The organism is Dyella kyungheensis, assembly GCF_049913195.1.
GTDB classification, from domain to species: Bacteria; Pseudomonadota; Gammaproteobacteria; order Xanthomonadales; family Rhodanobacteraceae; genus Dyella; species Dyella kyungheensis.
Genome location: NZ_CP183983.1, coordinates 4,478,969 through 4,502,335, shown reverse-complemented (window position 1 = coordinate 4,502,335; position 23,367 = coordinate 4,478,969). Strand labels below are relative to the sequence as shown.

At 62.9% G+C, this 23,367-nt stretch carries 19 protein-coding genes; 7 read left to right on the top strand and 12 right to left on the bottom strand.

The window, feature by feature from the left end:
- Positions 1 to 223 precede the first annotated feature (223 nt).
- The 3 genes from dcp (at position 224) to ACN9MB_RS20245 (ending at position 3,552) form a co-directional block, all read left to right on the top strand.
- Complete coding sequence (gene dcp, locus ACN9MB_RS20255) at positions 224 to 2,431, top strand: peptidyl-dipeptidase Dcp (protein WP_426270060.1); 2,208 nt, start codon at positions 224 to 226, stop codon at positions 2,429 to 2,431.
- A gap of 341 nt (positions 2,432 to 2,772) precedes the next feature.
- Positions 2,773 to 3,219: a hypothetical protein gene (locus ACN9MB_RS20250; RefSeq protein ID WP_426270059.1), complete on the top strand. Its 447-nt coding sequence runs from the start codon at positions 2,773 to 2,775 to the stop codon at positions 3,217 to 3,219.
- A gap of 33 nt (positions 3,220 to 3,252) precedes the next feature.
- Positions 3,253 to 3,552, top strand: coding sequence for a hypothetical protein (locus tag ACN9MB_RS20245; RefSeq protein ID WP_426270058.1), 300 nt, complete (start codon positions 3,253 to 3,255; stop codon positions 3,550 to 3,552).
- A 311-nt stretch (positions 3,553 to 3,863) separates the two neighbouring features.
- On the opposite strand, the gene ACN9MB_RS20240 is transcribed toward ACN9MB_RS20245, so the two are convergent.
- From ACN9MB_RS20240 to ACN9MB_RS20205, 8 genes are all read right to left on the bottom strand, one after another.
- The gene (locus ACN9MB_RS20240; RefSeq protein ID WP_204638201.1) at positions 3,864 to 4,634 is read right to left on the bottom strand and encodes a TIGR00266 family protein; all 771 of its coding nucleotides are present in this window, start codon (positions 4,632 to 4,634) and stop codon (positions 3,864 to 3,866) included.
- 135 nt (positions 4,635 to 4,769) lie between these two features.
- Positions 4,770 to 6,167 (bottom strand): amidohydrolase family protein, encoded by a 1,398-nt coding sequence (locus tag ACN9MB_RS20235; protein ID WP_426270057.1) that lies wholly within the window; start codon positions 6,165 to 6,167, stop codon positions 4,770 to 4,772.
- Positions 6,168 to 6,532: 365 nt separating this feature from the next.
- Positions 6,533 to 7,261, bottom strand: coding sequence for a TlpA family protein disulfide reductase (locus ACN9MB_RS20230; RefSeq protein ID WP_426270056.1), 729 nt, complete (start codon positions 7,259 to 7,261; stop codon positions 6,533 to 6,535).
- A 255-nt stretch (positions 7,262 to 7,516) separates the two neighbouring features.
- Positions 7,517 to 7,849, bottom strand: a complete 333-nt coding sequence (locus ACN9MB_RS20225; RefSeq protein ID WP_204638203.1) for a hypothetical protein — start codon at positions 7,847 to 7,849, stop codon at positions 7,517 to 7,519.
- Positions 7,850 to 7,885: 36 nt separating this feature from the next.
- Positions 7,886 to 8,827 carry a TraB/GumN family protein gene (locus ACN9MB_RS20220; protein ID WP_426271956.1) on the bottom strand — a complete coding sequence of 314 codons (942 nt, stop codon included), beginning with the start codon at positions 8,825 to 8,827 and terminating at the stop codon, positions 7,886 to 7,888.
- Positions 8,828 to 9,215: 388 nt separating this feature from the next.
- Positions 9,216 to 9,899 (bottom strand): CC0125/CC1285 family lipoprotein, encoded by a 684-nt coding sequence (locus ACN9MB_RS20215; protein WP_426270055.1) that lies wholly within the window; start codon positions 9,897 to 9,899, stop codon positions 9,216 to 9,218.
- Between the two features lie 181 nt (positions 9,900 to 10,080).
- The gene (locus tag ACN9MB_RS20210; RefSeq protein ID WP_426270054.1) at positions 10,081 to 10,701 is read right to left on the bottom strand and encodes a hypothetical protein; all 621 of its coding nucleotides are present in this window, start codon (positions 10,699 to 10,701) and stop codon (positions 10,081 to 10,083) included.
- 99 nt (positions 10,702 to 10,800) lie between these two features.
- Positions 10,801 to 11,649, bottom strand: coding sequence for a retroviral-like aspartic protease family protein (locus tag ACN9MB_RS20205; protein ID WP_426270053.1), 849 nt, complete (start codon positions 11,647 to 11,649; stop codon positions 10,801 to 10,803).
- Positions 11,650 to 12,350: 701 nt separating this feature from the next.
- On the opposite strand from ACN9MB_RS20205, the gene ACN9MB_RS20200 reads away from it, so the two are divergent.
- Positions 12,351 to 13,874 carry a glycosyltransferase family 39 protein gene (locus tag ACN9MB_RS20200; RefSeq protein WP_426270052.1) on the top strand — a complete coding sequence of 508 codons (1,524 nt, stop codon included), beginning with the start codon at positions 12,351 to 12,353 and terminating at the stop codon, positions 13,872 to 13,874.
- 73 nt (positions 13,875 to 13,947) lie between these two features.
- On the opposite strand, the gene ACN9MB_RS20195 is transcribed toward ACN9MB_RS20200, so the two are convergent.
- Both ACN9MB_RS20195 and ACN9MB_RS20190 read right to left on the bottom strand, forming a co-directional pair.
- Positions 13,948 to 14,343 carry a DUF4288 domain-containing protein gene (locus ACN9MB_RS20195; protein ID WP_426270051.1) on the bottom strand — a complete coding sequence of 132 codons (396 nt, stop codon included), beginning with the start codon at positions 14,341 to 14,343 and terminating at the stop codon, positions 13,948 to 13,950.
- Between the two features lie 30 nt (positions 14,344 to 14,373).
- On the bottom strand, positions 14,374 to 15,447 hold the full coding sequence (locus ACN9MB_RS20190) for an AraC family transcriptional regulator (RefSeq protein WP_204638210.1): 1,074 nt from the start codon (positions 15,445 to 15,447) through the stop codon (positions 14,374 to 14,376).
- Positions 15,448 to 15,575: 128 nt separating this feature from the next.
- On the opposite strand from ACN9MB_RS20190, the gene ACN9MB_RS20185 reads away from it, so the two are divergent.
- Together ACN9MB_RS20185 and ACN9MB_RS20180 are read left to right on the top strand one after the other, a co-directional pair.
- Positions 15,576 to 16,385 (top strand): acid phosphatase, encoded by an 810-nt coding sequence (locus tag ACN9MB_RS20185; RefSeq protein ID WP_426270050.1) that lies wholly within the window; start codon positions 15,576 to 15,578, stop codon positions 16,383 to 16,385.
- A 64-nt stretch (positions 16,386 to 16,449) separates the two neighbouring features.
- Positions 16,450 to 17,919: a flavin-containing monooxygenase gene (locus ACN9MB_RS20180; protein WP_426270049.1), complete on the top strand. Its 1,470-nt coding sequence runs from the start codon at positions 16,450 to 16,452 to the stop codon at positions 17,917 to 17,919.
- Between the two features lie 542 nt (positions 17,920 to 18,461).
- On the opposite strand, the gene ACN9MB_RS20175 is transcribed toward ACN9MB_RS20180, so the two are convergent.
- Together ACN9MB_RS20175 and putA are read right to left on the bottom strand one after the other, a co-directional pair.
- Entirely contained in the window at positions 18,462 to 19,196 is a 735-nt protein-coding gene (locus ACN9MB_RS20175) for a TlpA family protein disulfide reductase (protein WP_426270048.1), read from the bottom strand.
- 54 nt (positions 19,197 to 19,250) lie between these two features.
- On the bottom strand, positions 19,251 to 22,406 hold the full coding sequence (gene putA, locus ACN9MB_RS20170) for a bifunctional proline dehydrogenase/L-glutamate gamma-semialdehyde dehydrogenase PutA (RefSeq protein ID WP_426270047.1): 3,156 nt from the start codon (positions 22,404 to 22,406) through the stop codon (positions 19,251 to 19,253).
- 510 nt (positions 22,407 to 22,916) lie between these two features.
- Here putA and ACN9MB_RS20165 point away from each other — a divergent pair.
- Positions 22,917 to 23,357, top strand: coding sequence for a DUF2244 domain-containing protein (locus tag ACN9MB_RS20165; protein WP_426271955.1), 441 nt, complete (start codon positions 22,917 to 22,919; stop codon positions 23,355 to 23,357).
- The last annotated feature ends 10 nt before the right edge of the window (positions 23,358 to 23,367 follow it).

Genomic DNA, 23,367 nt, shown 5'->3' with positions numbered 1-23,367 from the left:
GCCATCGGCCCATTCATCCGGTTGATTCCGCGACTGAAACTGGCGCTTACGTGGCCTATCGCGCGGAGCATTCCCCGCTGCCAGCATCGCGACATTTCGCGAATGGGTGATGACGGAGGTGGCAGCATCCGGCTGAGTGGGGGCAGCCCTGACTTTCGACCCATGGCAGACGAGGCAAGATGTGTTTAGGTCGGGGTTTGTGCAGTCCACTGGGGAACTCCTGATGCTACGCCTTCGTACGCTCGTCATAGCCACGTCCATTGCTCTGGCCGCCTGTTCGCAGCAATCGAACGAACAGGCCGCGCCGCCTGCTCCCGCACCTGCCGGCACCGCGCCAGCCAAGGCTTCCACGGCGGCGCCAGTCGCCGAGGTCAGTGCCGTCAACCCGTTCCTCTCGCCCAGCACGCTGCCGTTCCAGGCGCCGCCGTTCGACAAGATCAAGGATGGCGACTACCAGCCGGCGCTGGAGGAGGGCATGAAGCAGCATCTGGCGGAGATCAACAAGATCGCCGACAACCCGGATGCCCCCACCTTCGAGAACACCTTCATTCCGATGGAGAAGTCGGGTGAGCTGCTGTCCCGCGTTCGCCGCGCGTTCTTTGCGGTGACGGGTGCCAACACCAACGACGTGCTGCAGAAGGTCCAGCAGGACGAAGCGCCCAAGTTTGCGGAGCATCAGGACGCTATCGTGATGAACGACAAGCTGTTCAAGCGCATCCAGACGATCTACGACCAGCGCGATTCGCTCAAGCTCGATCCCGAATCCAAGCGCCTGGTCGAAGTGACCTACAAGAACTTCGTGCGCGGCGGCGCAAAACTTTCCGACGCCGACAAGGCCAAGCTCAAGGACCTCAACAAGGAAGAGTCCGGCCTGCGCACGCAGTTCACCAAGAAGCTGCTGGCTGGCACCAAGGCCGGTGCGCTGGTGGTGGACGACAAGGCCAAGCTCGATGGGTTGTCCGATGGCGACATCGCTGCCGCTTCGCAGGCTGCCGCCAGTCGCAAGATGGACGGCAAGTGGGTGATCCCGCTGCAGAACACCACGCAGCAGCCGGCGCTGCAGAACCTCAACGACCGCGCCACGCGCGAGCAGCTGTTCAAGGCGTCGTGGGATCGCGCGGAAAAGGGCGACGACAACGACACGCGCGAGCTGATTTCCCGCATCGCGCAGATCCGCGCCGAGCAGGCCAAACTGCTGGGCTTCTCCAGCTATGCCGCATGGAAGCTGGAAGACCAGATGGCCAAGACGCCGGAAGCGGCGATCGGCTTCATGGACAAGCTGGCCCCGGCCGCCACCGCGCGCGCCGAGCAGGAAGCCAAGGACATCCAGGCGGTGATCGACGAGCAGAAGGGCGGCTTCAAGGTTGAGGCATGGGACTGGGACCATTACTCCGAGCAGGTGCGCAAGGCCAAGTACGATCTGGACGAATCGCAGATCAAGCCGTACTTCGAAATCGACAACGTGTTGCAGAACGGCGTGTTCTACGCCGCCAACCAGCTCTACGGCCTGACCTTCAAGGAGCGCAAGGACATCCCCGTCTGGCAGCCTGACGTGCGCGTGTTCGAAGTGTTCGACAAGGATGGCTCCTCGCTGGCGCTGTTCTATTGCGATTACTTCAAGCGCGACAACAAGCAGGGTGGCGCATGGATGAGCAACCTGGTGGCGCAATCCAAACTGATGGGCACCAAGCCGGTGGTGTTCAACGTCGCCAACTTCACCAAGCCGGCACCGGGCCAGCCGGCGCTGCTGTCCTTCGGCGACGTCATCACCATGTTCCATGAGTTCGGTCATGGCCTGCATGGCATGTTTGCGAACTCCGAGTATCCGAGCCTGTCGGGTTCGGCGACGGCGCGCGACTTCGTGGAATTCCCGTCGCAGTTCAACGAGCACTGGGCGACCGATCCGAAGATCTTCGCCAACTACGCGAAGAACTATAAGACCGGCGAACCGATGCCGGCCGAACTGGTCGAGAAGCTCAAGAAGGCCAAGACCTTCAACAAGGGCTACGACATGACCGAATTGCTCGGCGCTGCCCTGCTCGACATGAGCTGGCATAGCCTGTCGGCCGATGCGCCGAAGCAGGATCCGGACAAGTTCGAGATGGATGCGCTCACCAAGGCCAAGATCAACCTCAGCTACGTGCCGCCGCGCTACCGCTCCAGCTACTTCCAGCACATCTGGGGCAACGGCTACGCCGCTGGCTACTACGCCTACCTGTGGACGGAAATGCTGGCCGACGACGCCTTCCAGGGTTTCGTCGACAAGGGCGGCCTGACCCGCGAGAACGGCGACCGCTTCCGCGCGATGATCCTCTCGCAGGGCAACACGCAGGACCTGGCCACGATGTACAAGAACTGGCGCGGCAAGGACCCGAGCATCGAGCCGATGCTGCTCAATCGTGGTCTCAAGGAAGCGCCGCAAAAGAAGTAATGACTTATTGGTGTTGGAACAGGAAGGGGTCGGCTACGCCGGCCCTTTCTTTTTTGGACGGCCATCGTTCACGGCAGATGCGCCTTGAGTGATGGTGGTACGAGGGCGCAGGCCCAGGTTGGCCTCCGACCCCAGGCAAGCCGCATGGAAATGGCAAGACGGCCATCTACGGAAGGGGATGGCCGGAGGGATAGACGTACAGCCCTGGCCGCGTTGAAGGCCAGGGCTTAGCCCGGACCCATCCCGCCGGATTGCGCGGTGAATGGAGGAGTCCGACAATCTTTGCCGGCAGGCCATCGAAGCGGCCCGTGATTGGAACTCACCACAGGGAGTGTCTCACCATGCATCGTCGTGCAAAGGGCCTACTCGTTTCGTCTCTTCTTGTTGTCGCTGGCGGAGCCATGGCTCAGCCTGCTCCTGCGATGTCCGCGGTGGGCGCAACGACGCCAATCACAACCATCAGCGTGGCGTTCGTCCGGGACGGCAAGACGGTGAACCAGACAGCGCTGTCGGTCCCTGATGATCAGCCCTCGGAATACGTCTCGACAGATGCCGTCGACGGCGGCCATGGCACCTTCCGAGTGCGCGTCGCGATGAGGCAGATTTGCAAGGACCCTAAACAGGTGCATGTCGAGCTGTCGACGGAAGCGGTTGCTCCCCAAGCTCCTGGTGATGCATCCAGTAACGCGTGGTCCGGGTGTATGGAGCTTCCCGTCGATCAAACCAGGACGATTCGACTGGGCCGACTGTGGAAAGTGCAGTTCTTGAAAGGCGTCGAGCGTTCCTGAGGGAAACATGCCGCTCCCCATCAAGGAGGACTCATGAGCTGGGTACGCACATTTGAAGACGTGCTCGTCGGCATTGCGCTGTTGAACCTCACCATTTCCGTGGTGATAGTCAGAAGCGAAAGCCTTACAGTGCCTCAAAAGCTCGCTCAAGTCCTGATCGTGTGGCTTATCCCTCCACTGGGGGGGATGCTCATCGGTATGTTCATGTGGACGCAGAGAGGGAGGGCACCTGCCACCGGGTACAGACCCATTCCTCACGAGTCAACACGCCACATCGAAGAAGCGGTCAATCACGCGGCACCTCCTGCCTGGTACCCAGACAACCGCTCCTGAAAGCACAAGACGATAAAGATGTCTTGGGGCGGTCCTGGCGCGAAGCGGAGATTTGCCATGCCTGGCTGATTGAGAACGCTCGTGGTCTCGAGAACCTCATTCGATGGAAACGGTGGCGAAGCTGAGCTAGCAGCCTCACCCTCCGCGTAGATTCTGCGGAGTACGCCGCGGTTTCCCACTTCTCAACCGCGTTTGCCGGAACGCGCGGCGCCCATGCGAACGATCAAGTTCGGCCGAAACGTTGGATCGACCGAGCCGCCGGCATCAAGCCGGCGGCCAGGCATTTGCACGAACGGGCAGGGGATGGCGACTCAGTTGTCGTCGCCACTCAGCAGTGAGCCCACGATGCCGCCGAGCAACGCGCCACCTACGGTCGCTCGACCGCCGCCGCCTTCGTTGCTCGGCATGTATTCGGCAATCTGATGCGCCAGTCGCGAGATCGGCAGCGTCTGCAGCCATACCGTGCCGGGGCCGGTCAGCGAGGCGAGGAAGATGCCGTCGCCGCCGAAGATGGCGTTCTTGATGCCGGGCACGGTGGTGATCTGAAAACTCACCGAAGCCTGGAATGCACCGACGTGCCCCGGGTGCACGCGCAGGGTTTCGCCCGGCGCCAGATCCTTGCGGATCAGTTCGCCGGAGAGTTCGAGCCACGCCGTGCCCGACCCGCCCAGCTTCTGCAGCACGAAACCGCTGCCGCCGAAGATGCCGGCTCCCAGCGACTGCTGAAAACCCACGCCGATGGTGACCTGCGGCGTGGCACACAGGAAGCCGTGCCGATGCACCAGGTATTCGTTACCCGGGCTTACCGACACCGGCACGATATGGCCCGGCACCTTGGTGGCAAAGGCCACTTCGCCACGCGATTGCACGGCGCGGTATTCGGTCATGAACAGACTGCCGCCGCTGACCACGCGCTTGAACACACCGAACAAACCGCCGCCGCCGCCCATCTGGGTGTGCGTGGTCATCTGGATCGATGAGGTCATCCACGACAGCTCGCCGCTTTCGGCGAAGACGCTGTCATTGGGATCGAGCTGTACTTCCAGCACGGGCATCACCGTGCCCTGGATGCGTGTCTGCATGGATGTTCTCTTGAGAGTGGATGATCGCCGTGGCGTTTTCGAAAGAACGTGCGAATCTTCGTTGGCAAGCGAGCGCGTGCAGATTACACGCCCTGATGCTTGCAGCGCATCGGCGCCTGCCGAAGGTCATGTGGTTCAGTGCTTGCGGTCCAACGCCTGATGCGGCGGTGCCTGGGAGCGGGCGGCCTGCTCGAGCAAGGCATCCAGGTCGGCGCGCCGCAGGAGCCGGCCATCGAGCACGACGGCACGAATGCGACGCGTATTGCCGATGTCCTTGCTGGGGTCGGCATCCAGCAGCACGAGATCGGCGCGTTTGCCCACGGCCACCGAGCCGCTGGTGTCTGCGATGCCCAGGAATCGGGCAGGTTCCAGCGTGGCAGAGCGCAACACGTCGAACGGGGTGAGGCCTGCCTCGACCAGCAACTGCAATTCTTCGAGCAGTGCGAAGCCCGGATAGACGCCTGGCATGGGAGCGTCGGTCCCTGCCATCACGGTCACGCCCGCCTGGTGCATGGCGGAGACAATCTGGCGGGCAATCGGCCAGCGCTGCTTGGCCAGCGCCGCATCCTTCGCGGTGTAACCGGCGAGGAATCGTTCCCATCGAGTGCGTTCATCGGCACGGAGGTATCGCCAGCGCGGATCGGCACCCGGGTTGGCGCCATTCCCCAACGTGTCTTCGTCGGCGAGTACCAGCGTAGGCACCTGCACTTGGCCGGTGGCGGCGAGCTGCGTGGAAACCTCATGGCAGGTGCCCGGATCGAATGCGTTGAGCGTGCGCGCTTCCTGTTCCTCGCTACGCGCGGTCAAGGCGTCACCATCGAGGCCCTCGCGTTCGGCGAGCAGCGTTGCTTCGATCGTGGAACAAGCCTCATAGGCCTGCATCAAATGTTCGTCGCTGCGTTGCCCGGCCTTGGCGGCTTCAGGCAACGGCACGCCGGCCGGAACATGGCCCACCACGGGAAGCGAGCGCGACTGCGCCGCCGTGAGAATGGCGCGCCAATGCGACACGGGGACGTCCGAAAACACCTTGATGAATTCGGCGCCCGCATCTGCGGCGGCATCGACCTGGCGGGTCGCGTCCCCTGGCGATTTGCCGTGCACGGCGATGCCGTCGGCGAGGATGCGAGGGGCGATGAGTTCGCCATCGCCGACGGCCTTGCGCCAGCGGCCGACCAGCAGCATGGACGCCGCGTCCGCGCGCATGTCTCGCACGCCAAGCACGCCGTTGGCCACGTACATCGGGAACGACCAGTCATTCGGCGGCCGTCGCGAAGAGAGATTGAACAGGTGCACATGCATGTCCACCAGGCCGGGCATCAGGAATTGGCCGCGCCCGTCGACGCGCTGCGCCGATGCGGGAATGGCCGCATCGCGCGGCATGCGTATCGCGACGATGCGCCCGTCGTCGACCAGTACCGTACGCGGTCCCAGCAATCGGCCCTGTTCGACATCGACGATGGTGACGTCGGTGATGGCGATGGAAGGGCGCGGGCGTGCCGGTGCTGCTTGCGAGACGAACGCCCATGCCAGCAAGACGGCCCCCGCGCACGGGGCCAATGATCGGACGGCATTCACACGCATGGTTAGGCCCCGGCTCGCAGAGTTAACCTACCGTAGCGGCTCCGGCAGGCGAATAGAACATCGGCAGGATATCCCGACCCTTTCCCATTGGGTGCTCGAATCGTGCTGTCGGCGCCCTGAGAATGCGGTCTCGGGCGCAGTCAACGCTGAATCGGCTGCACAGCCAAGCAGGTCAGTGAGCAAGGTCATGCATGGTGGCGAGTTCAGCGGCATGGCGCACGGCGTTGCGATAGGTGGCGATCGTGGGATCTATCCCGATGACGCGATACGGGATCGCAGGGCTTAGACCGGTGCCCTCGTAATTCCGGCCGCTCGGATCACGGTAGATCAGAGGATTGGAGTGTTTGGTTGCGCTCTACCCATCGCGCCAGATCCTCACCCGTGAAGACCTTCCCGGGAGCGTGAAGCGAACCGCTCGACGTCGCTGCGAGCAGTCGCCCTCGTTGATCGACCAATGCATAAGTCGGCGCGAACCAAACCCCCGTGTTCTGAACAAAGTTGATTTGATCGGCCACAACGGGCCACCTGAAGGCGCTGTGCCGGACCAGGTCTCTGGCGTACTCCGCGGCGTCCGTAGTAACGGCCAGTGTCTGGATCTCCGGGTGCCTGGCTTTGAGCGCATTGAGTTCGGGAATTTCTCCGATGCACGCGCCGCAATTTACCCCGAAGAAATCGATCAGCGTAAGCCTGCCTTGAAACATCCGGCTGGAGAAGGCGGAACCGTCAAGCGTCATGCCGCTAAAGGAAGGCATGGGCTCGCCCGCGTGCAGTTTGGTCGCCTGTCCCGCAGGGGGCTGCTCCGCATTGGGTACATTTCCCAGTGTAAGAACGGCTCGTCCGACATGGATAGGCTCATTGACGTAAAACAGGCTTCCTTCGTTGATCTCTCGAAAGAACGCCGCCCTGGATACGCGCGCACCATCGGGGCCGCGAAAGATCAGGCCCAACGAGGGTGGTAAATGCAGCGACTGCAGGAGGTCGCCATCGGTTCGGTAGTGCACGCCGGCGTGAACAGAGGCGGTGAGTGCAAGGGCAAGTGCAGTCATGAGGGGCGAAAGCCATCTGCGCATCGAGAATGCTCCAGAGCTGCGGTCGCTCGCGATTCGTTTACCAACGAGAACACGCAGACTGCTCCGCCTCCTCAACGCTTGCAAGAGGAGCGTCGCCATCGCTGGCATGTGGAGCACTGATCCGCGCGAATCGCAGCTAATTGCGTCCGCCGCGGACATCCCAATGGCCCTTTGCGCGGGCCAACGTTGTTTCGGATCGGCAATAGACCCAAGAAGGCTAGTCTGTGCGCCTTAAACGGAAGATCGATCCTTTCCCCATTTCAGGCGAACGCCTCCCTGCAAAACGATCAACGCAATGATTCCCACGGGCCAATAGGACATCAGGCCGTCCCACTGGGAGAAGGCGCGAAAGTCTTGCTCGGTGTGCGGTTGCCCTTGCTTGCCGCAGTATCCATGCTCGGCGCATGGATGTATGGGGCTGTCAGGAAAACGAACCAGGCCATAGACAAAAATGCAGGCCATGGTCGCGCCGAGCAACCAGGTGGCTACCTTTCTAAGCGTTCCCATACGTCCCTCAGTGTGTGTCCGTGCCACGTCGAAAGCGGGCATGAACGTACGTGCCATGAAGCATGAATGCTTTCCCGGCAAATATCGCACGAACTATGGATTGGGTGCTTGCACGATGTAGCCGTCGGCTTGAAGCGATCTCATGTAGCCGTCAGGCGCAAGCAGTTCATGCATCGGCAATACCGCAAAGGTTTGCGTGTTCTTGTCCAGCGCATGCTCGGCGCTGTCGATCCAGCTCTTCCTTACCCGGCTCTCGATGTCGTTGACGCCGAGCGCCATGACAAAGGGCGAAGTATCCAGCGTGGACATGCATGAATCCTGTTGCACGTTCGACAGGATGGATCGCAGCGTATCGATATCCCCGGTTGCCCACGCATTTGCACGTGCCGTCGTCTGGGCGAGTCCTTGATCCAGCGCATCCATCACCTGGCTCAGGCAGTGCTGATCGTCCATCGACTTGTCGTTCAATGAGCGGACCGCTTCGCGCGGATCCTTCAGCAACAGTCGATACGAAGTGCTCACGCTGGTGACTTCGTGGCGGGACGCGGTCTTGTAAACGATGTTTTCCAGGTCGTAATCGTCGACCAGGCCGTAATGCTTGAGGGCGGCTTCATAAAGTTCACGCCCGGCCAGAATGGGGCGCATGTGCTCCACTCGCCGATTCTCGCCAAGATATCTAGCCTTCAGCACGGTCCAGTGTTGGTAGAGATCCGGCGTCAGCACGTCCTGCAGGCTCCGCTGATTGGGGTTTTTTTCCAGCTCACGGGGCGAGGGCATCATCGAGCTGCGATAGAAACTGGTCCGCACGCCAATCTCCAGGCTCGGCAACTTCAACAGCGCTTGCGAAGCGGCAATTTGGCGTTCGACATCGGCGGACTTCCACTGCATGTTTTTCGGCACGGGCGAGGTGAGGCCGAGCACCCACATGACATGGTTTCCCCTGCTCACCTTCCACAGGGCGGGTCCAGGCAAGACACCGGTCACTACCACTGGCGCGAGCGTTGGTACCGGTGGCACCGACTGCGCGTACGCCATGCAATCCAGGCAGGCTAGCAAAGCCGTGGCGCGTAGAAGACCGAGGCGGAGTCGCCTTCGATTCGTCTGCCAAAAGAAGCGAAGTTGCTTGAGCCGCATGGCAATTCCTGAGCACGAACGCCTTTGCCCGCCACTATACGTATAAACCGGAGCTACGCCTTCATCTGTGTCTGCCAAGGATCGAGACGGACCTCAGCGAACAGCCGGCGAAATATCATGAGGGCATGCTAGAGAGGATTGCCTCTCTAGCGCGCTACCGCCTGTTTGCTGGAGCCACCCATGATGGCGGAGATAAACAAGGCCTCGCCCGGTTTTCCGGCGAACTCGGCCTCTGGATCTTTCAAGGTTGCTATCGACGGCTCGGAGCCGCGCTGGGTCGGCTTTGCTGTCAGATGGATGCCGCTTGCTGACCAACGGACGCTCGTTTGAGCACTTCCATCCGGGACGGTGCAGGACTCTTGCCATGGGACGTCACGTAGGGACCGAGCATGTCGAGGATGGCCTTGGCATTGAGGGCCGATTTGACATTCTCGGGCAGCGGCACGTGGTACATGGTGACGATGCCGTGGGCCGACCACTCAGTCATGGTGACCGTGCCGCCCGGTATATACATGGTATGTACGACAACCGTGCCGCCCGCATGCACGGGAATAAGCCTGCCACCTTCATCGCCGTCGTAGGCGGTGGGCGAATGACCACTCGGCGGCGTGTTCGAAGCACCGGGCGGTTGTTGGTAGAACGGCTTATAGGGTTGAACGCCCTGCGGCTGCCACGGATAGGAGCCCGTCGGGTGTCCCGTCTGCAACTTCACAAGGGTAAAGGCTTCGTAGCCCGTCTCGTGCGTGAGTTCGGCGCATCGATACATCCAGTAATACCAGACCATGTCCTGGGTGGTCTGTCGATTGCCGTAGAACACGACGTTGTACGTGTCCACGTCAACCTTGAACTCGTCATAGCCGCCGTTCTTTGCCCACTTCTGATAAGGGGTGGGTCCCACGCAACCTGAAAGCGTGGCGATCAGGCACGCAAGCGCACATAGGCTCAACCAGTATTTCCAGCGTTTGATAGGCACAGTCATTTTCCCGGCAAAAGATGTAACGATTCGCCCGTCGTGGGCTTCGCGATATGCCCGTACTCACCACGGGGCGCCATTCGCACATGGCTTTGCCATGGAGGCAGCGAAGCCATGCACGTCCGCGCCTGTGGTGTCGGGCAACCAAGGCGCGACAGGCTCGCACCTTGCTCCGCTTTGGTTAGTTGGCGGCCGTTTGGGCGGGCGGCGTGACGGCCCCTGCCTTGGTTTGAATGCTTCCGCCTCGCGCCCATTGCACGAAGCCATTGAGCAGCGGGTATACCAGCGGGGAATCCAGGCCTGCCCAATTGAACGCGTTCTGCTGCAGCAGAAGCACGGTCTGGCCAGAGGCGGGATCGATGGCCGTCAGCTGGCCCGTATAGCTGTAGCCACCCCTGAACTGGAAGTACGGCTCGACGACGAGGAACGGGCCGATCTCTTCTGCAAGCCTGTGCAGCCCCACCATGTCTGAAACGTTGGGCACGCGGTCGGTCAAGTTGCGCTGGATGACGATGGCCTCGAGATCGGACTTGTTGGCGACCTGGTCGAACAGCTTGGAGTTGCGCAGCTCGGTTACATAGAACTGGGAAAACTCCTTCGGCTTTTCGTCGGGCACTTTCACGTAGACAAGATGCTTGAACTTCGGATCGAACGGCTTGCTCAGCCTGACCGCGTCTTTGTCCAAGATCGTCATCGTTGGAAACAAGCCCGACGACGGATCCATGGGCTTGGGTTTGACGTCGGCGCACGCCGAAAGAAGCAGGGTAGGTATCGCTGCCGCGCAGAAGCGAATGAATTTCATCGAATTCCCCATTCGTTAGCATCCATGACTTGTCGTTTGTCCGCGGGCGCCGATGTGACACCCGTGCATTTCAGTTGGCGAAGCGAAAAGCGCGACAACCTAGCTGTGCGGCGCCACGCGGGGCACAAGTGTTGCCACGTCGACACCCTTGATCTGCGCCACGGTCATGGTGAAAGCGGATAGCGCATTGGCGCCAAGCAACAACTCGCACGACTGACACGTCAATGCCTTCACCTTGTGCAGTTCTATCGGCCCGACCATCAACTGGTCGATCAACACCTCTTTGGCGCCCACCACGCGTCCGTCGGCCAGATGCGCCTCGACCTGTGCGCGAACCATGGTGTAGGGGGTCTTGGCGGCAGCAAGGAAATCGTCATTGACGACCACGCTTGTCGCGCCGGTATCCACCACAAAGGCTCGAACTCCCGATTGGCCGACGCTGACCGGCGCAAAGAAGGTGTCCTTGAATTTCACCAGGCGCAGGCCCGTGACTTCCTGGTCCTGGGTGGCATCGAGATCATGCATGGAGGATTCGATAGCCATGCGATTGGCCATAAAGCGTGCGGACTCGCCATGTTCGTCGAGGTACTGATCGAACTCCGACAGCAACGTCAACGCTTCGTAGTTGCGCTTCTTGCTCACCAGCAAACGAGCCAGATTTTCGCGGACGTCTACCAGCGACGGCATCAGCTTGAGGGTCTTGTAGGACCAGTCGATCGCCTCGTCGGTACGTCCGACTTTTCCCAGGCTATCGGCGTAGAACGCGAAAAGATCGTACGACCCCGCGCCCATGCCGATGTCTTTCTCGAAAGCCGCAATGGCCTGCTCGTGCTTGTCCTGCTTGTTGAGAACGAAGCCGAGATTCGCAATGGCACGCACGTCCGTGGGCCTTCGCTTGACGTACTCGCTCCAGTTCGCCTCGGCACAAGCGAGGTCGTTGCTGCGCATGCACTTGACCGCCGCGGCCTGCACGCTTGCGGAAGACGCGGGAGTGGCGCTTGGCGCGGACGTCGTGGAGGTGTTCGCTTCTTCTCGTCCCGAGGACGAAGGGGAGCAGCCGGCCAGCCATCCCACTGACGCAAATGCACAGAGCGCGATCAACCTTCGCGCTATCGCAGGACGGGGACGTTGTTCAGCGCCTATCCGTTGCGACAGACCCATCGGGCCTCTCGTCCACGAATCAAACGCCTTCATCTCTCTGTCGGAACGGATTCCATCCATTGCCATCCTCCTGGCTTTATTGAGACGCGCAGGAGAACGAAGCGCAAAAACTTGCGCAGTCGACAGTGAAACCAGATTTCCCCTTGCATAAATCGTGTCATGCCGTCTTTTGCGCTGCAAGTATCACGATCCATATAGAGAGGCATTCCAAGTGTCGTTGGCTCGCGATCTTTGAACCGGGAAAGCGTGCATTTCAATCGCCTGCCGAACTTCGGATTGAGGCGTCTAAGCGGAAGCAAATGTCCTGATGTCTGATATCGGCCAGAACGACACGGTGTGAATGGTTGTGCGCGCGATGCCATCAAGCGGTAGCTCTTTGCTTATCTTCCAGAAGTCCACTATGGATCGAGAGCGGACTTAGCTATCGTAGGAAAAACCACTAATGGCCCTGGTGGCCGAACAGTCCATCTGACATCAAGGATGTGTCCATGATCGAGACCGTTAATCCAGCTCAGAGCCTGGCGCCGGGCAACCGAAAAGGTATCGCGCCCGTGATCGTCATCGCGGTGCTGTTTGGCGTGGCCCACATGCTGACCAATGGGCAATACGGTTTTCATCGTGACGAGTGGCAGTTCCTTAGCGACGCGCAGCATCTGGATTGGGGTTTCGTGCCGTATCCACCTTTGACGGCGGCGCTGGAATTCCTGGGCCTCAAGATGTTCGGCCTGTCGCTCGTGGGCTTGCGGCTGTTCTCGGTGTTTGCACAGGTATGCGTGATATTGGTCGCTGGCTTGATGGCCCGCGACCTGGGAGGCGGGCGGCCGGCGCAGGTCTTCACTGCCATCGCGGTAGGGCTGTCGCCCGTGCCGATGTTCGAGGCGACGGAATTCCAGTATTCCTCGTTCGATCTGCTGTGGTGGGTGCTGATCGCCTGGTGCGTCATTCGCCTGTTGCGGGACGAAGAGCCGCGCTGGTGGGTGGCGATTGGCGTAGTGGCAGGCCTCGGCTTGCTGACGAAATATTCGATCGCGTTCGAGTTGACAGGCGTGCTGGTGGGCGTGCTTCTCACGGATGCGCGGCGCTATGTCACGAGTCGCTGGTTCTGGGCCGGCGGTGCCATTGCGCTACTGCTGTTCGCGCCCAACCTGGCCTGGCTGATCCGACACGACTTTATTTCGTACCATTTCCTGCAGAGCATCCACGCGCGTGATGTGCGCCTGGGACGCGCGGACGGCTTCCTGCGTGATCAGTTCCTGTTGAACGCGAACCTGTTCGCTGCACCGGTCTGGTTGGCGGGTTTGTACGCTTACTTCAAAAGTCGCCGCTATCGCATGCTTGCGTGGATGTACGTGGTGCCACTGCTACTGTTTCTGTTTGCGCGGGGGCGCTTCTACTACGTGTGCGGCGCGTACCCGATGCTACTCGCCATGGGCTCGGTCGTAGGCGTGCAGTGGTTGGGCAGCCTTCGTCCTGCATGGCGGGTTGGCATTGCCACGCTGCTCATGACCGGCGTCCTCGCTGCGGGCGTCTATGCAACGATACGCATCGTGCCTATTGCAACGAGCGGTCCGTTGCGTGACTTTGCGCTGCGGAACAACGGCGATCTCCGCGAGGAGATCGGCTGGGAGGACATCGTCGCCCGCGTGGCAGCCATCCGCGATGCGTTGCCGCCCGAACAGCAGGCGAACCTGGGCATCGCCGTGGGCAACTATGGCGAGTACGGTGCCATCGCCGTGATGGGCCAGCGCTATCACCTTCCCACGCCGATCACCACGATCAACACCGGATGGCTGCGCGGCTATCCGCAGACGCCACCCAGCACTTTCATCGTGCTGGGCAATTCGCTCGAGCGCGCGAGTCAGTTGCTCTTCGATTGCCGCGTTGCCGGCCATACGAACAACGCCTGGAACGTGGGCAACGAGGAAAGCCTGGATCACCCCGATATTCTGGTGTGCGGCCGCCCTCGAGGGCCCATAAGCGAGCTTTGGAAGCGTGGGCCGGAGTTTGGGTGAGTTAGCTCAAAGGCTGGCAGGGGCTTGGGGCGAGCTGGCGGCGACGCTCGCTTCGAGTTGGAAACAGGCCTTCTCAGTCGCCCTTTGCATCGCCTCTCAGTTCGTCGACTGATCTGGCCATGCTTTGGAGTTTGCCGAGTTTGAGCGCCTCGTGTTCCGTCCACAGGATTTCGCAGCCATCTTCCAATGGCTCATAGATCGGAACCAGATTGCTGATTCCTTCAAAGACCCATTGGACGGGTATACCTTCCGAGCCACCCTCATAAGGCTCGGTGTGCAGCCTTGCCTGGGCCTCGACCTTGCTATACGCCTCGTCGAAGCTGTCCGCTCGCACGAGGACGGTATTTTCCCAGGCCAGGAATTCGCCATCCGCATCGTTATTGCCCGTGGCGTTCAGTTCGATGAATCGGACAAGGTATGAACCTACATACCAGCCTACGGGTGAGGTGTCTCTCGACGATTGGCTCATGGGTCTGTGCTTGTGTATCGGAACAGACACTCAAGCCGCATGCTGCCGCGCGCTACGCGGCGGCATTCCCGTCCACCGCTTGAACGCACGCCGGAACTCGCGCGGATCGCTGAAGCCGATCTCCAGCCCGATCTCGGCCACGCTCAAGGTGCCGCCATGCAGCAGTTCCAAAGCGCGCTCGGCGCGGACACGATCGTGGATTTCGCGGAACACGCGGCCGCCTTCGGCGAGACGTCGACGCAGCGAGCGTTCGCTCATGTTGAGCATGCGCGCCACGTCGGGCAGGCGGGGTTGATGGCGCAGGTGGCTGCGCAGCAGGCGTTCCACCGAGGCCACGATTTCCTGCTGCGGGCCTTCGATGTCGTGCTGTTGCGTGCACAGCGCGAGTGCCTGTTGTGCGGTGAGCGGGTTGTGGGTGGGCAAGGGATGCTCCAGCCACTGCGCGTCGATCACCACGCGGTTGTGGCGGGCGCCGAACACCAGCTCGCACTGGAAGAAATCGGCGTAGTCCTGCGCATGCTCGGGGCGTGCGTAGGTCAGTTCCAGACGTTGCGGGCGAAAGTTCGAGCCGGCCAGTTCGCGCGCGATCGCCAGCGAACTGGCGAACAGCTCTTCGCATAGGAACGGCAGCAAGGGGGCGTCGTTGAATCGCGGCCACACGGCCAGCGCCACTTCGCGCGGCGCCACCACTTCGAAACTCACGTCGACCAGGCTGCCACTGACGCGATGATGGGCGATGCCCACCTTCATCGCATCGCCGAACGTAGCGGAGGTCATCATGGCCAGGCCGAGCAGGCCAAAGCTGCCCAGCGTTTCGGTCCGGCCCACGGCCAGCCCGAGCCCCGCTTCGCCGGTGGCCTGCTGCGCGCGGCGGATCACCGAGCGCGCCTGGCGATAGGAGATGCGCAGCGTGGGGTCGTTCAGTTGTTCGCGTTGCAGGCCCGAACCCGCGAACCAGCCGTCGCAGCGCTGCCCGCGCGACAAGGCAAGCTGGGTGAGGTGCACGAGGATGTTCGGCGGTGTTTCGGCCACGGTAAAGCGCGCATCGGCGCTCAGTTGCGCCGACGCGGTATCGTCGGTGACATGGCTGATAACAGCGGACATGACCTGTGCTCCCACCCCCGAGAGCGCTGGATGGACCCAGCGAGACCCTTGATCTATATCATGGCCTTCGGGCCAGCGCCTTATGCAATGCACAAGGCCGCCGCCCCGTTGCCCCAGGGAGAACGCCGATGAACACGTTTCTGGCTGCTTGTCGTCGCGCCATAGGGATGGGCCTGCTGCTCCCTCTTGCGGCCTGTGCCCCGGTGCAAACCCCGGCCTCCCAACGGCTGCCGGCCAGCGCCGGATCGGTGGCCGCCTCGCTGCAGACGGCCGAATTGCTCCCGGCGGCCCCCAAGGCCGGCACGCCCCGCTATGAGGCGGACCGCCAGGTGTTCCTGGCCACCCGCAAGCTGCAGGACTCGCCGCGCTGGACGCTGGCCCAGCAGGACGTCGATTACGCCACGCCCAAGCTGATGGCCGACTTCAGCTGCGCCATGGGCACACCGCTCGATGCCGCCGCGCTTCCCAGGCTTGCGGCCCTGGTGGACGACACCAGCAACGCGGCTGATGCCTCCACTTCACCGGCGAAGAAGGCCAACCAGCGCCAGCGCCCGTTCCTGATCGACCAGGGCGCCACCTGTCAGTCCACCGAACGGCTCGCCAAGAGCTTCGACTATCCCTCCGGCCATGCGACGCGCGGCTGGGCCGTGGGCCTCGTGTTGGCGGAGCTGGCGCCGGATCGCGCCACCGACCTGTTGCTGCGCTCGCGCGCCTTCGCCGACAGTCGCGTGGTCTGCGGTGTGCACAATCTCAGTGCCGTCGAGGCGGGCGCGATGAACGGCGCGGCGGTGGTGGCCGTGCTGCATGCGTCGCCAGCGTTCCAGTCCAGCCTGGCCGCCGCGAAGCAGGAACTGAATGCGTATCGCGCGGTGAACCACAGCATGCCCCCGGCGCAGTGCAGTGCGCAGAAGGCCCTGATCGAGCCGACGCCGTATTGAGCACGCCACGACCGGCGTAAGCTGGTCGCGTGGCTTCTTCACCGCGAGACACGGGGACGAGTGCATGGATCAGGAGAGTTCGTCGTCTTTCGACGTGCTGATCATCGGTGCGGGCCTGTCGGGCATCGGCATGGCATGCCACCTCGCCATGGATCATCCCGGTTTGCGCGTGGGCCTGATCGAACGCCGCGCGGCGATGGGCGGCACGTGGGATCTGTTCCGCTATCCCGGTGTGCGCTCGGACTCGGACATGTTCACCTTCGGCTACGCGTTTCGCCCCTGGCATGCGCTGGACGTGATGGCCGATGGGGACGCCATTCGCAACTACGTCATCGACACGGCACGCGAGTACGGCGTGGACGGCAAGATCCACTACGGCCTGAAAGTGCTCTCCTCGTCGTGGTCGGGCACGGCGCGTCAGTGGCGCGTGCAGGTGCTCGACGAACAGCGCGGCGAAACGCGCGAGTTCACCACCCGCTTCCTGATCGTCTGCACCGGCTACTACAACTACGATCGCGGTTATCTGCCGGCATTTCCCGGTGTGGATCGATTCCAGGGCCAGTGCGTGCATCCGCAACAGTGGCCACCGGGGTTGGACTATCGCGACAAACGCGTGGTGGTGATCGGCAGCGGCGCCACTGCGGTGACGCTGGTGCCTGCGATGGCCGGAGATGCCGCACACGTGACGATGCTGCAACGCTCGCCTACCTACATCCTGTCGTTGCCGCGCTTCGACAAGATTTCCGCGGTGCTGCAGACCTTCCTGCCGAAGCCGCTGGTATTCCGCATGGCGCGGCGGCGGAATATTTTTCTTACCCGGCTTATCTACAAGGCCGCGCGACGCTGGCCGCACAAGGTGCGTGCGTTTCTGCTTTCCGGTGTGCGCAAGAAGCTCGGTCCCGATGCCGACATGCGCCACTTCACGCCGACCTACCAGCCCTGGGATCAGCGCCTGTGCGTGGTTCCCGATGGCGACCTGTTCGAGGCCATCAAGAGCGGCAAGGCATCGGTGATGACCGGTGAGGTCGCCACGTTTACCGAGCATGGCGTGCAGCTGGCATCGGGCGAGCTGCTGGAGGCCGATCTGGTCATCACCGCCACCGGGCTCGACATGCAGACCCTGGGTGGCATGCAGCTTGACGTGGATGGGCAGCCGCGGGTGATGGGAGAACTGGTCACCTACAAAGGCGTGCTGTTGCAGGACACGCCGAACTTCGCCTGCATTTTCGGTTACACGAATGCGCCGTGGACGCTGAAGGCGGATCTCGCCGCGAAATACGTCTGTCGATTGCTTGCGCATATGCGTGAACTGGGCGCCAGCGTGGTGACGCCGCGTGCACCCGCGGATGAGCGGCAGGACGATTCGATCATGGGCGCGCTGACGTCGGGCTATGTGCAGCGAGGTGCGCCGGTGTTGCCCAAACAGGGCCGACATGTGCCGTGGCGCGTATTGAACAACTACGAGCGCGATTGCGAGATGTTGCTGAAGTGGCCCGTTGCCGATGCCGCGCTGGAAATCCAGCACTCCCTGTAGGAGCGCACCCTGTGCGCGACCGCAAGGCCACGTCGGTACCGCTTCGTAGGCTCGTCGCGCACAAGTGCGCTCCCACAGGACCGAGGTGAGTTGAAGGCGCCGCCACCTTGTGGGAGCGCGCTTGCGCGCGACTGCGGCGCCGTGCCGTTACCGCTTCGTAGGTTTGTCGCGCACAGGGTGAGCTCCCACAGGACTGAGGTGAGTTAGAGACGCCGCCACCTTGTGGGAGCGCGCTTGCGCGCGACTGCGGCGCCGTGCCGTTACCGCTTCGTAGGTTTGTCGCGCACAAGTGCTCTCCCACAGGAATGAGGTGAGTTGGAGACGCCGTCACCTTGTGGGAGCGCGCTTGCGCGCGACTGCGGCGCCGTGCCGTTACCGCTTCGTAGGTTTGTCGCGCACAAGTGCGCTCCCACAGGACTGAGGTGAGTTGGAGACGCCGTCACCTTGTGGGAGCGCGCTTGCGCGCGACTGCGGCGCCGTGCCGTTACCGCTTCGTAGGTTTGTCGCGCACAAGTGCGCTCCCACAGAAAGCGGCGGGAGCATCAGGGGTGCTGTGATGCCTTCTTCCATTGCTGCACCCAGCCGGTGAGGTCGGCGAGTTGCTTGTCCTGGCCTTCGCGCATGGTCATGCCTACCGCCGAGCCGGCGACGCGGCCTGAGGGATCGATCAGCATGAGAGTGGGATAGATGCTCACGCCCAGCGTGTCGACCAGCGCCTGTCCGTCGTGCAGTACCGGCCACTTCAAACCCCGATCGGCCACGAACTGGCGTGCGGTGGCTGCGTCTTCATAGGTGATCGCGACGAAGCCCATATCGCCGTTGGCATGCGCAAAGGCATTCAGCACCGGCACTTCGGCGATGCATGGTGCGCAGTCGGCGAAAAAGAAACTCACCAAGGTGTAGCGGCCGTGCAGGTCGCTCGAATGCTGTGTGTCGCCTTGCAGCGACGGCAGCTCGAACGGTGGAAAGGTGCTGCCGCGCCCGAACGAGAAGCGCCCCGCGCCCGTGCTGGTACCGGGCGGACGCAGGCGCAGCATCGCCGCGTTGGCCTTGCTGTCGATGGTGCTGCTGTAGTTGCGACCCTGGCCGAGCTGCTGCGCAAACGCGGCGTAGTCCAATGGTTTGCCGGCGGCGTCGAGGTAGTGGACGTCGGGTGAGGGACCTAGCTGCAGCGTGGCGACGAAGCCTTGCTCGCCGTTCTGCCTTTCCGCTGCATGGAGCGGAAAGAGGGTGAGCGCCAGGAGGATTAGACCAAGCAGTCGCGAAGCATGCCGCATGCGGGCTCCCTTCGAACGTGCGGGCCGGCGCGGTTGCGCCGGCCCGTGTTGCGCTTACTCGCCGATGGTGAGCAGCGAGGCGTTGCCGCCAGCGGCGGTGGTGTTGATGGTGAGCGTGCGCTCGCCGGCAAAACGCAGCAGGTAGTGCGGGCCGCCGGCCTTCGGGCCGGTGCCCGACAGGCCTTCGCCGCCGAACGGCTGCACGCCGACCACCGCGCCGATCTGGTTGCGGTTGACGTAGCAGTTGCCCACGCGCGCACGGCTCTGGATGAACTCCACGGTGTCGTCGATGCGGCTGTGGATGCCGAGCGTAAGGCCGTAGCCGGTGGCGTTGATCTGGTCCACCACGTTCGGCAGCTCGTCGGCCTTCCAGCGGATCACGTGCAGTACCGGGCCGAAGATTTCACGGGTCAGCGTGGCTAGGCCCGGGATTTCGTAGGCACGCGGCGCGAAGAACGTGCCGTTGCCGGTGGTGGCCGGGTCGAGCGCGACTTCGCCGATCTTCTTCGCTTCCTTGTCCATGCGCGCGGCGTGGTCGACCAGGATCTTCTTCGCATCCTCGTCGATCACCGGACCCACGTCGGTCGACAGCTGGCCCGGATCGCCCACCTTCAGCTCGGCCATCGCGCCTGCAAGCATCGCGTTGACCTTGTCGGCGATGTCTTCCTGCACGAACAGCACGCGCGCCGCCGAGCAGCGCTGGCCGGCGGACTGGAACGCGGAGGAGATCACGTCCTTGACGATCTGTTCCGGCAGCGCGGAAGAGTCCGCGATCATCGCGTTCTGGCCACCGGTTTCGGCGATCAGCGCAGCGATGGGTGCATTGCGCGCGGCGAGGGCGCGGTTGATCGCCCAGGCGGTTTCGGTGGAACCGGTGAAGGCCACGCCAGACACGCGCGGATCACGCGTCAACGCCGCACCGACGGTGGCGCCGTCGCCCGGCAGATACTGCAGCACGTCGGCGGGCACGCCAGCGTCATGCAGCAACTTCACCGCGACATAGCCGATCAGGCTGGTCTGTTCGGCGGGCTTGGCGATCACGGCGTTGCCGGCGGCGAGCGCCGCGCTGACCTGGCCCAGGAAGATCGCCAGCGGGAAGTTCCACGGGCTGATGCAGACGAACACGCCGCGGCCGTTCAAGAACAGCTGGTTGCTCTCGCCGGTCGGGCCGGGCAACTGTTCCGGATGGCCAAACAGGCGGCGCGCCATGGTCGCGTAATAGCGCAGGAAGTCGGCGGCCTCGCGAATTTCGGCAATGGCGTCGGGCAGGCTCTTGCCCGCTTCGCGCACGCACAGCGCAATGAATTCGCCGCGACGCGCTTCGAGCTGCTCAGCGGCGTGCTCGAGAATCGCCGCGCGGCTGGCGGCCGGCAGGCGATCCCACGCGTGATGCGCGTTCACGGCATTGGCGAGCGCCTTGTCGACCGTGGCGCTGTCGGCGGTGACGTAGCTGCCCACGTTCTGGCGGCGGTCGGCCGGATTGCTCACCTGCACGGTGGCACCGGTGCTCTTGGCGCCGGGCACCAGCGGTTCGGCGTTCCACGGACCGCTCTTGTTCTGGATCGCCTCGGCGAGGGCCTTCAGTTCGTTGTCGTTGGAGAAGTTGACGCCCATGGAATTCTTCCGCAGTTCACCGTAGAGATTCACCGGCAAGGGGATGCGCGGGTGAGGGATGGAGGCAAAGGCGCGCACGGTCTCGCAAGGATCGGCGACCAGTTCGCGCACCGGCAGCGATTCGTCGACCACGCGGTTGACGAAGCTGGTGTTCGCGCCGTTCTCAAGCAGGCGGCGTACCAGGTAGGGCAGCAAGTCTTCATGCGTGCCCACCGGCGCGTACACGCGACACGGCACGTTGAGGTTCTGCTTGCCGATCACTTCGGCATAGAGGTCCGTGCCCATGCCATGCAGGCGCTGGTATTCGTACGGACGGTTCTGCGCCAGGTGATGCACGGCGGCGATGGTGTGCGCGTTGTGCGTGGCGAACTGCGGGTAGATCAGCGCCACGCCGGCATCGAACAGCTTGCGTGCGCACGCCAGGTACGACACGTCGGTGTTCGGCTTGCGCGTATACACCGGATAGCCGCTGAGGCCGTTTTCCTGCGCACGCTTCACTTCCGCGTCCCAGTACGCGCCCTTCACCAGGCGCACATACCAGCGACGGCCGCTGGCGCGGGCGGTTTCGATCAGCCAGTCGATCACGAACGGCGTGCGCTTGGCATACGCCTGCACCACGATGCCGAGGCCGTTCCAGCCTTCCAGCGACGGATGCGCGAACACGTCGCCGAGAATGTCGAGCGACAGTTCGAGACGATCGGCTTCTTCCGCGTCGACCGAAAGCGCGATGCCGTTCTTCATCGCCAGCTGCGAGAGTTCCAGCAGCTTGGCGGTGAGGTCGCGGCGCGCGATTTCGCGCTTGGCCACTTCGTAGCGCGGATGCAGCGCGGAGAGCTTCACCGAGATCGACGGCGCGTCGGTGTGATTGGCGAACGGACCGCGCGAACCGATCGCGGCGATCGCATTGCGGTAATCCTGCTGATAACGCTCGGCGGTTTCGCTGGTGAGCGCGGACTCGCCGAGCATGTCGTAGGAATAGCGATAGACCGCATATTCCTTCTGCGCGCAACGATCCAGCGCATCGCCGATGGTCTGCCCCATCACGAACTGGTGGCCCATGATGCGCATGGCCTGGCGCACGGCCAGGCGGATCGCCGGCTCGCCCGCGCGACCCACCAAACGACGCAGCGCGCCGGTGAAATCGTGGCGGGTCTCTTCCGACAGCGTGACCAGCTTGCCGGTGAGCATCAGGCCCCAGGTGGAGACGTTGACGAACAGCGATTCGCTCTGGCCCAGGTGCTTCTTCCAGTTCGCGTCGCCCAGCTTGTCGCGGATCAGCTTGTCGGCGGTGGTCTTGTCCGGGATGCGCAGCAGGGCCTCGGCCACGCACATCAGCAGCACGCCTTCTTCCGACGACAGGTCGTACTGGCGCATGAAGGATTCGACGGCGCTCTGGTCCTTGGCGCGGGCGCGCACCCGGCTCACCAGTTCGGCGGCCAGGTCGATCACCTTTTCGCGCTCGACCGGCGGCAAGGTGGCCTGGGCCAGCAGGTCGTTGACCGCTTCGGTCTCGTCGCGCAGCCAGTTGGCGGTGATGCGCGCGCGAGCCGGTTCGACGCCGGTCGGCAATTCGGGGCTGAGAATGGGTTGTGTCACTGGGCTTTAGCCGAAACGTAGTGGGGGCGGGGAATCGCGGGATTGTACGCGTGGGGGCCATACGCACGCACCCGTACGCGGTGTTGCGGTGCGGCAGGCGGCACGCGGCCTTACACATATATATGGGCGAGGGCGCCGGGGAAGAAGGCTTCCCGGATGAGCGTTGTCATCCCGGCGGCATGGCGTGGCGCGGCAGATGTCAGCGGCGTGTCGGGCACGCGCCGCGGCCCGTGGCAAACGGTCGCACCCAAGGCGCCGCTCAGCCTGGTGGTCGTCACTATGGGCGCCATGGGTTGCGCAAACGCGTGTTCCGCAAGGGAAAGCAGCGCTTGCGCAGGCGTCTCGACGCACACGCGAGCACGAACTTGCGCATTCACCCCTGCTTCAAATCAAGCAGATGCGGCATTCTTGCTCCCCGATGCGCTCGCGGCCTATCATGCTTGGGTTCCAGCACGCCGGGTTCTCATGATCGTGCTTCGACCAGCAGCAGCCGGCTTGCCGTGCGCAACGATGTGGCTCAAGCCCAATCGTGCCCTGAGCCGACGCGACCTGCGTCGATTGATCGGAGTTCTGGCGGCGTTGGCGCTGACGACGGCCGTGTTGGGAGCATGGCAGGGGAATGTCTTTGCTCCTTTGTTTGCATTGGTCGAGTCCTCCGCGGTGGCTTTCGCCCTTGGCGTAGCCTGGCGGGCCGGCGACCGCAGCGAACGCATCACCCTCGACGAGTCGTCGCTGGAGGTGCAATCCCTGCCAGGTCGGCGCAGTGCGCGTTTTCCCTCGTATTGGGTGCGCGTGCGGTTGCGGTCCGGTCAAGGGAGGGATCGTCTGTTGCTGGCGTCGCATGGACGGGAGCTGGAAATCGGGGCTTTCCTCGGGGAAGAGGAGCGTGCCGAGCTGTCAAGGAAACTCATGGTGTTGCTGGCGGAGCTCAACCAACAGCAGCGCAGGTAGGTTCAACAAA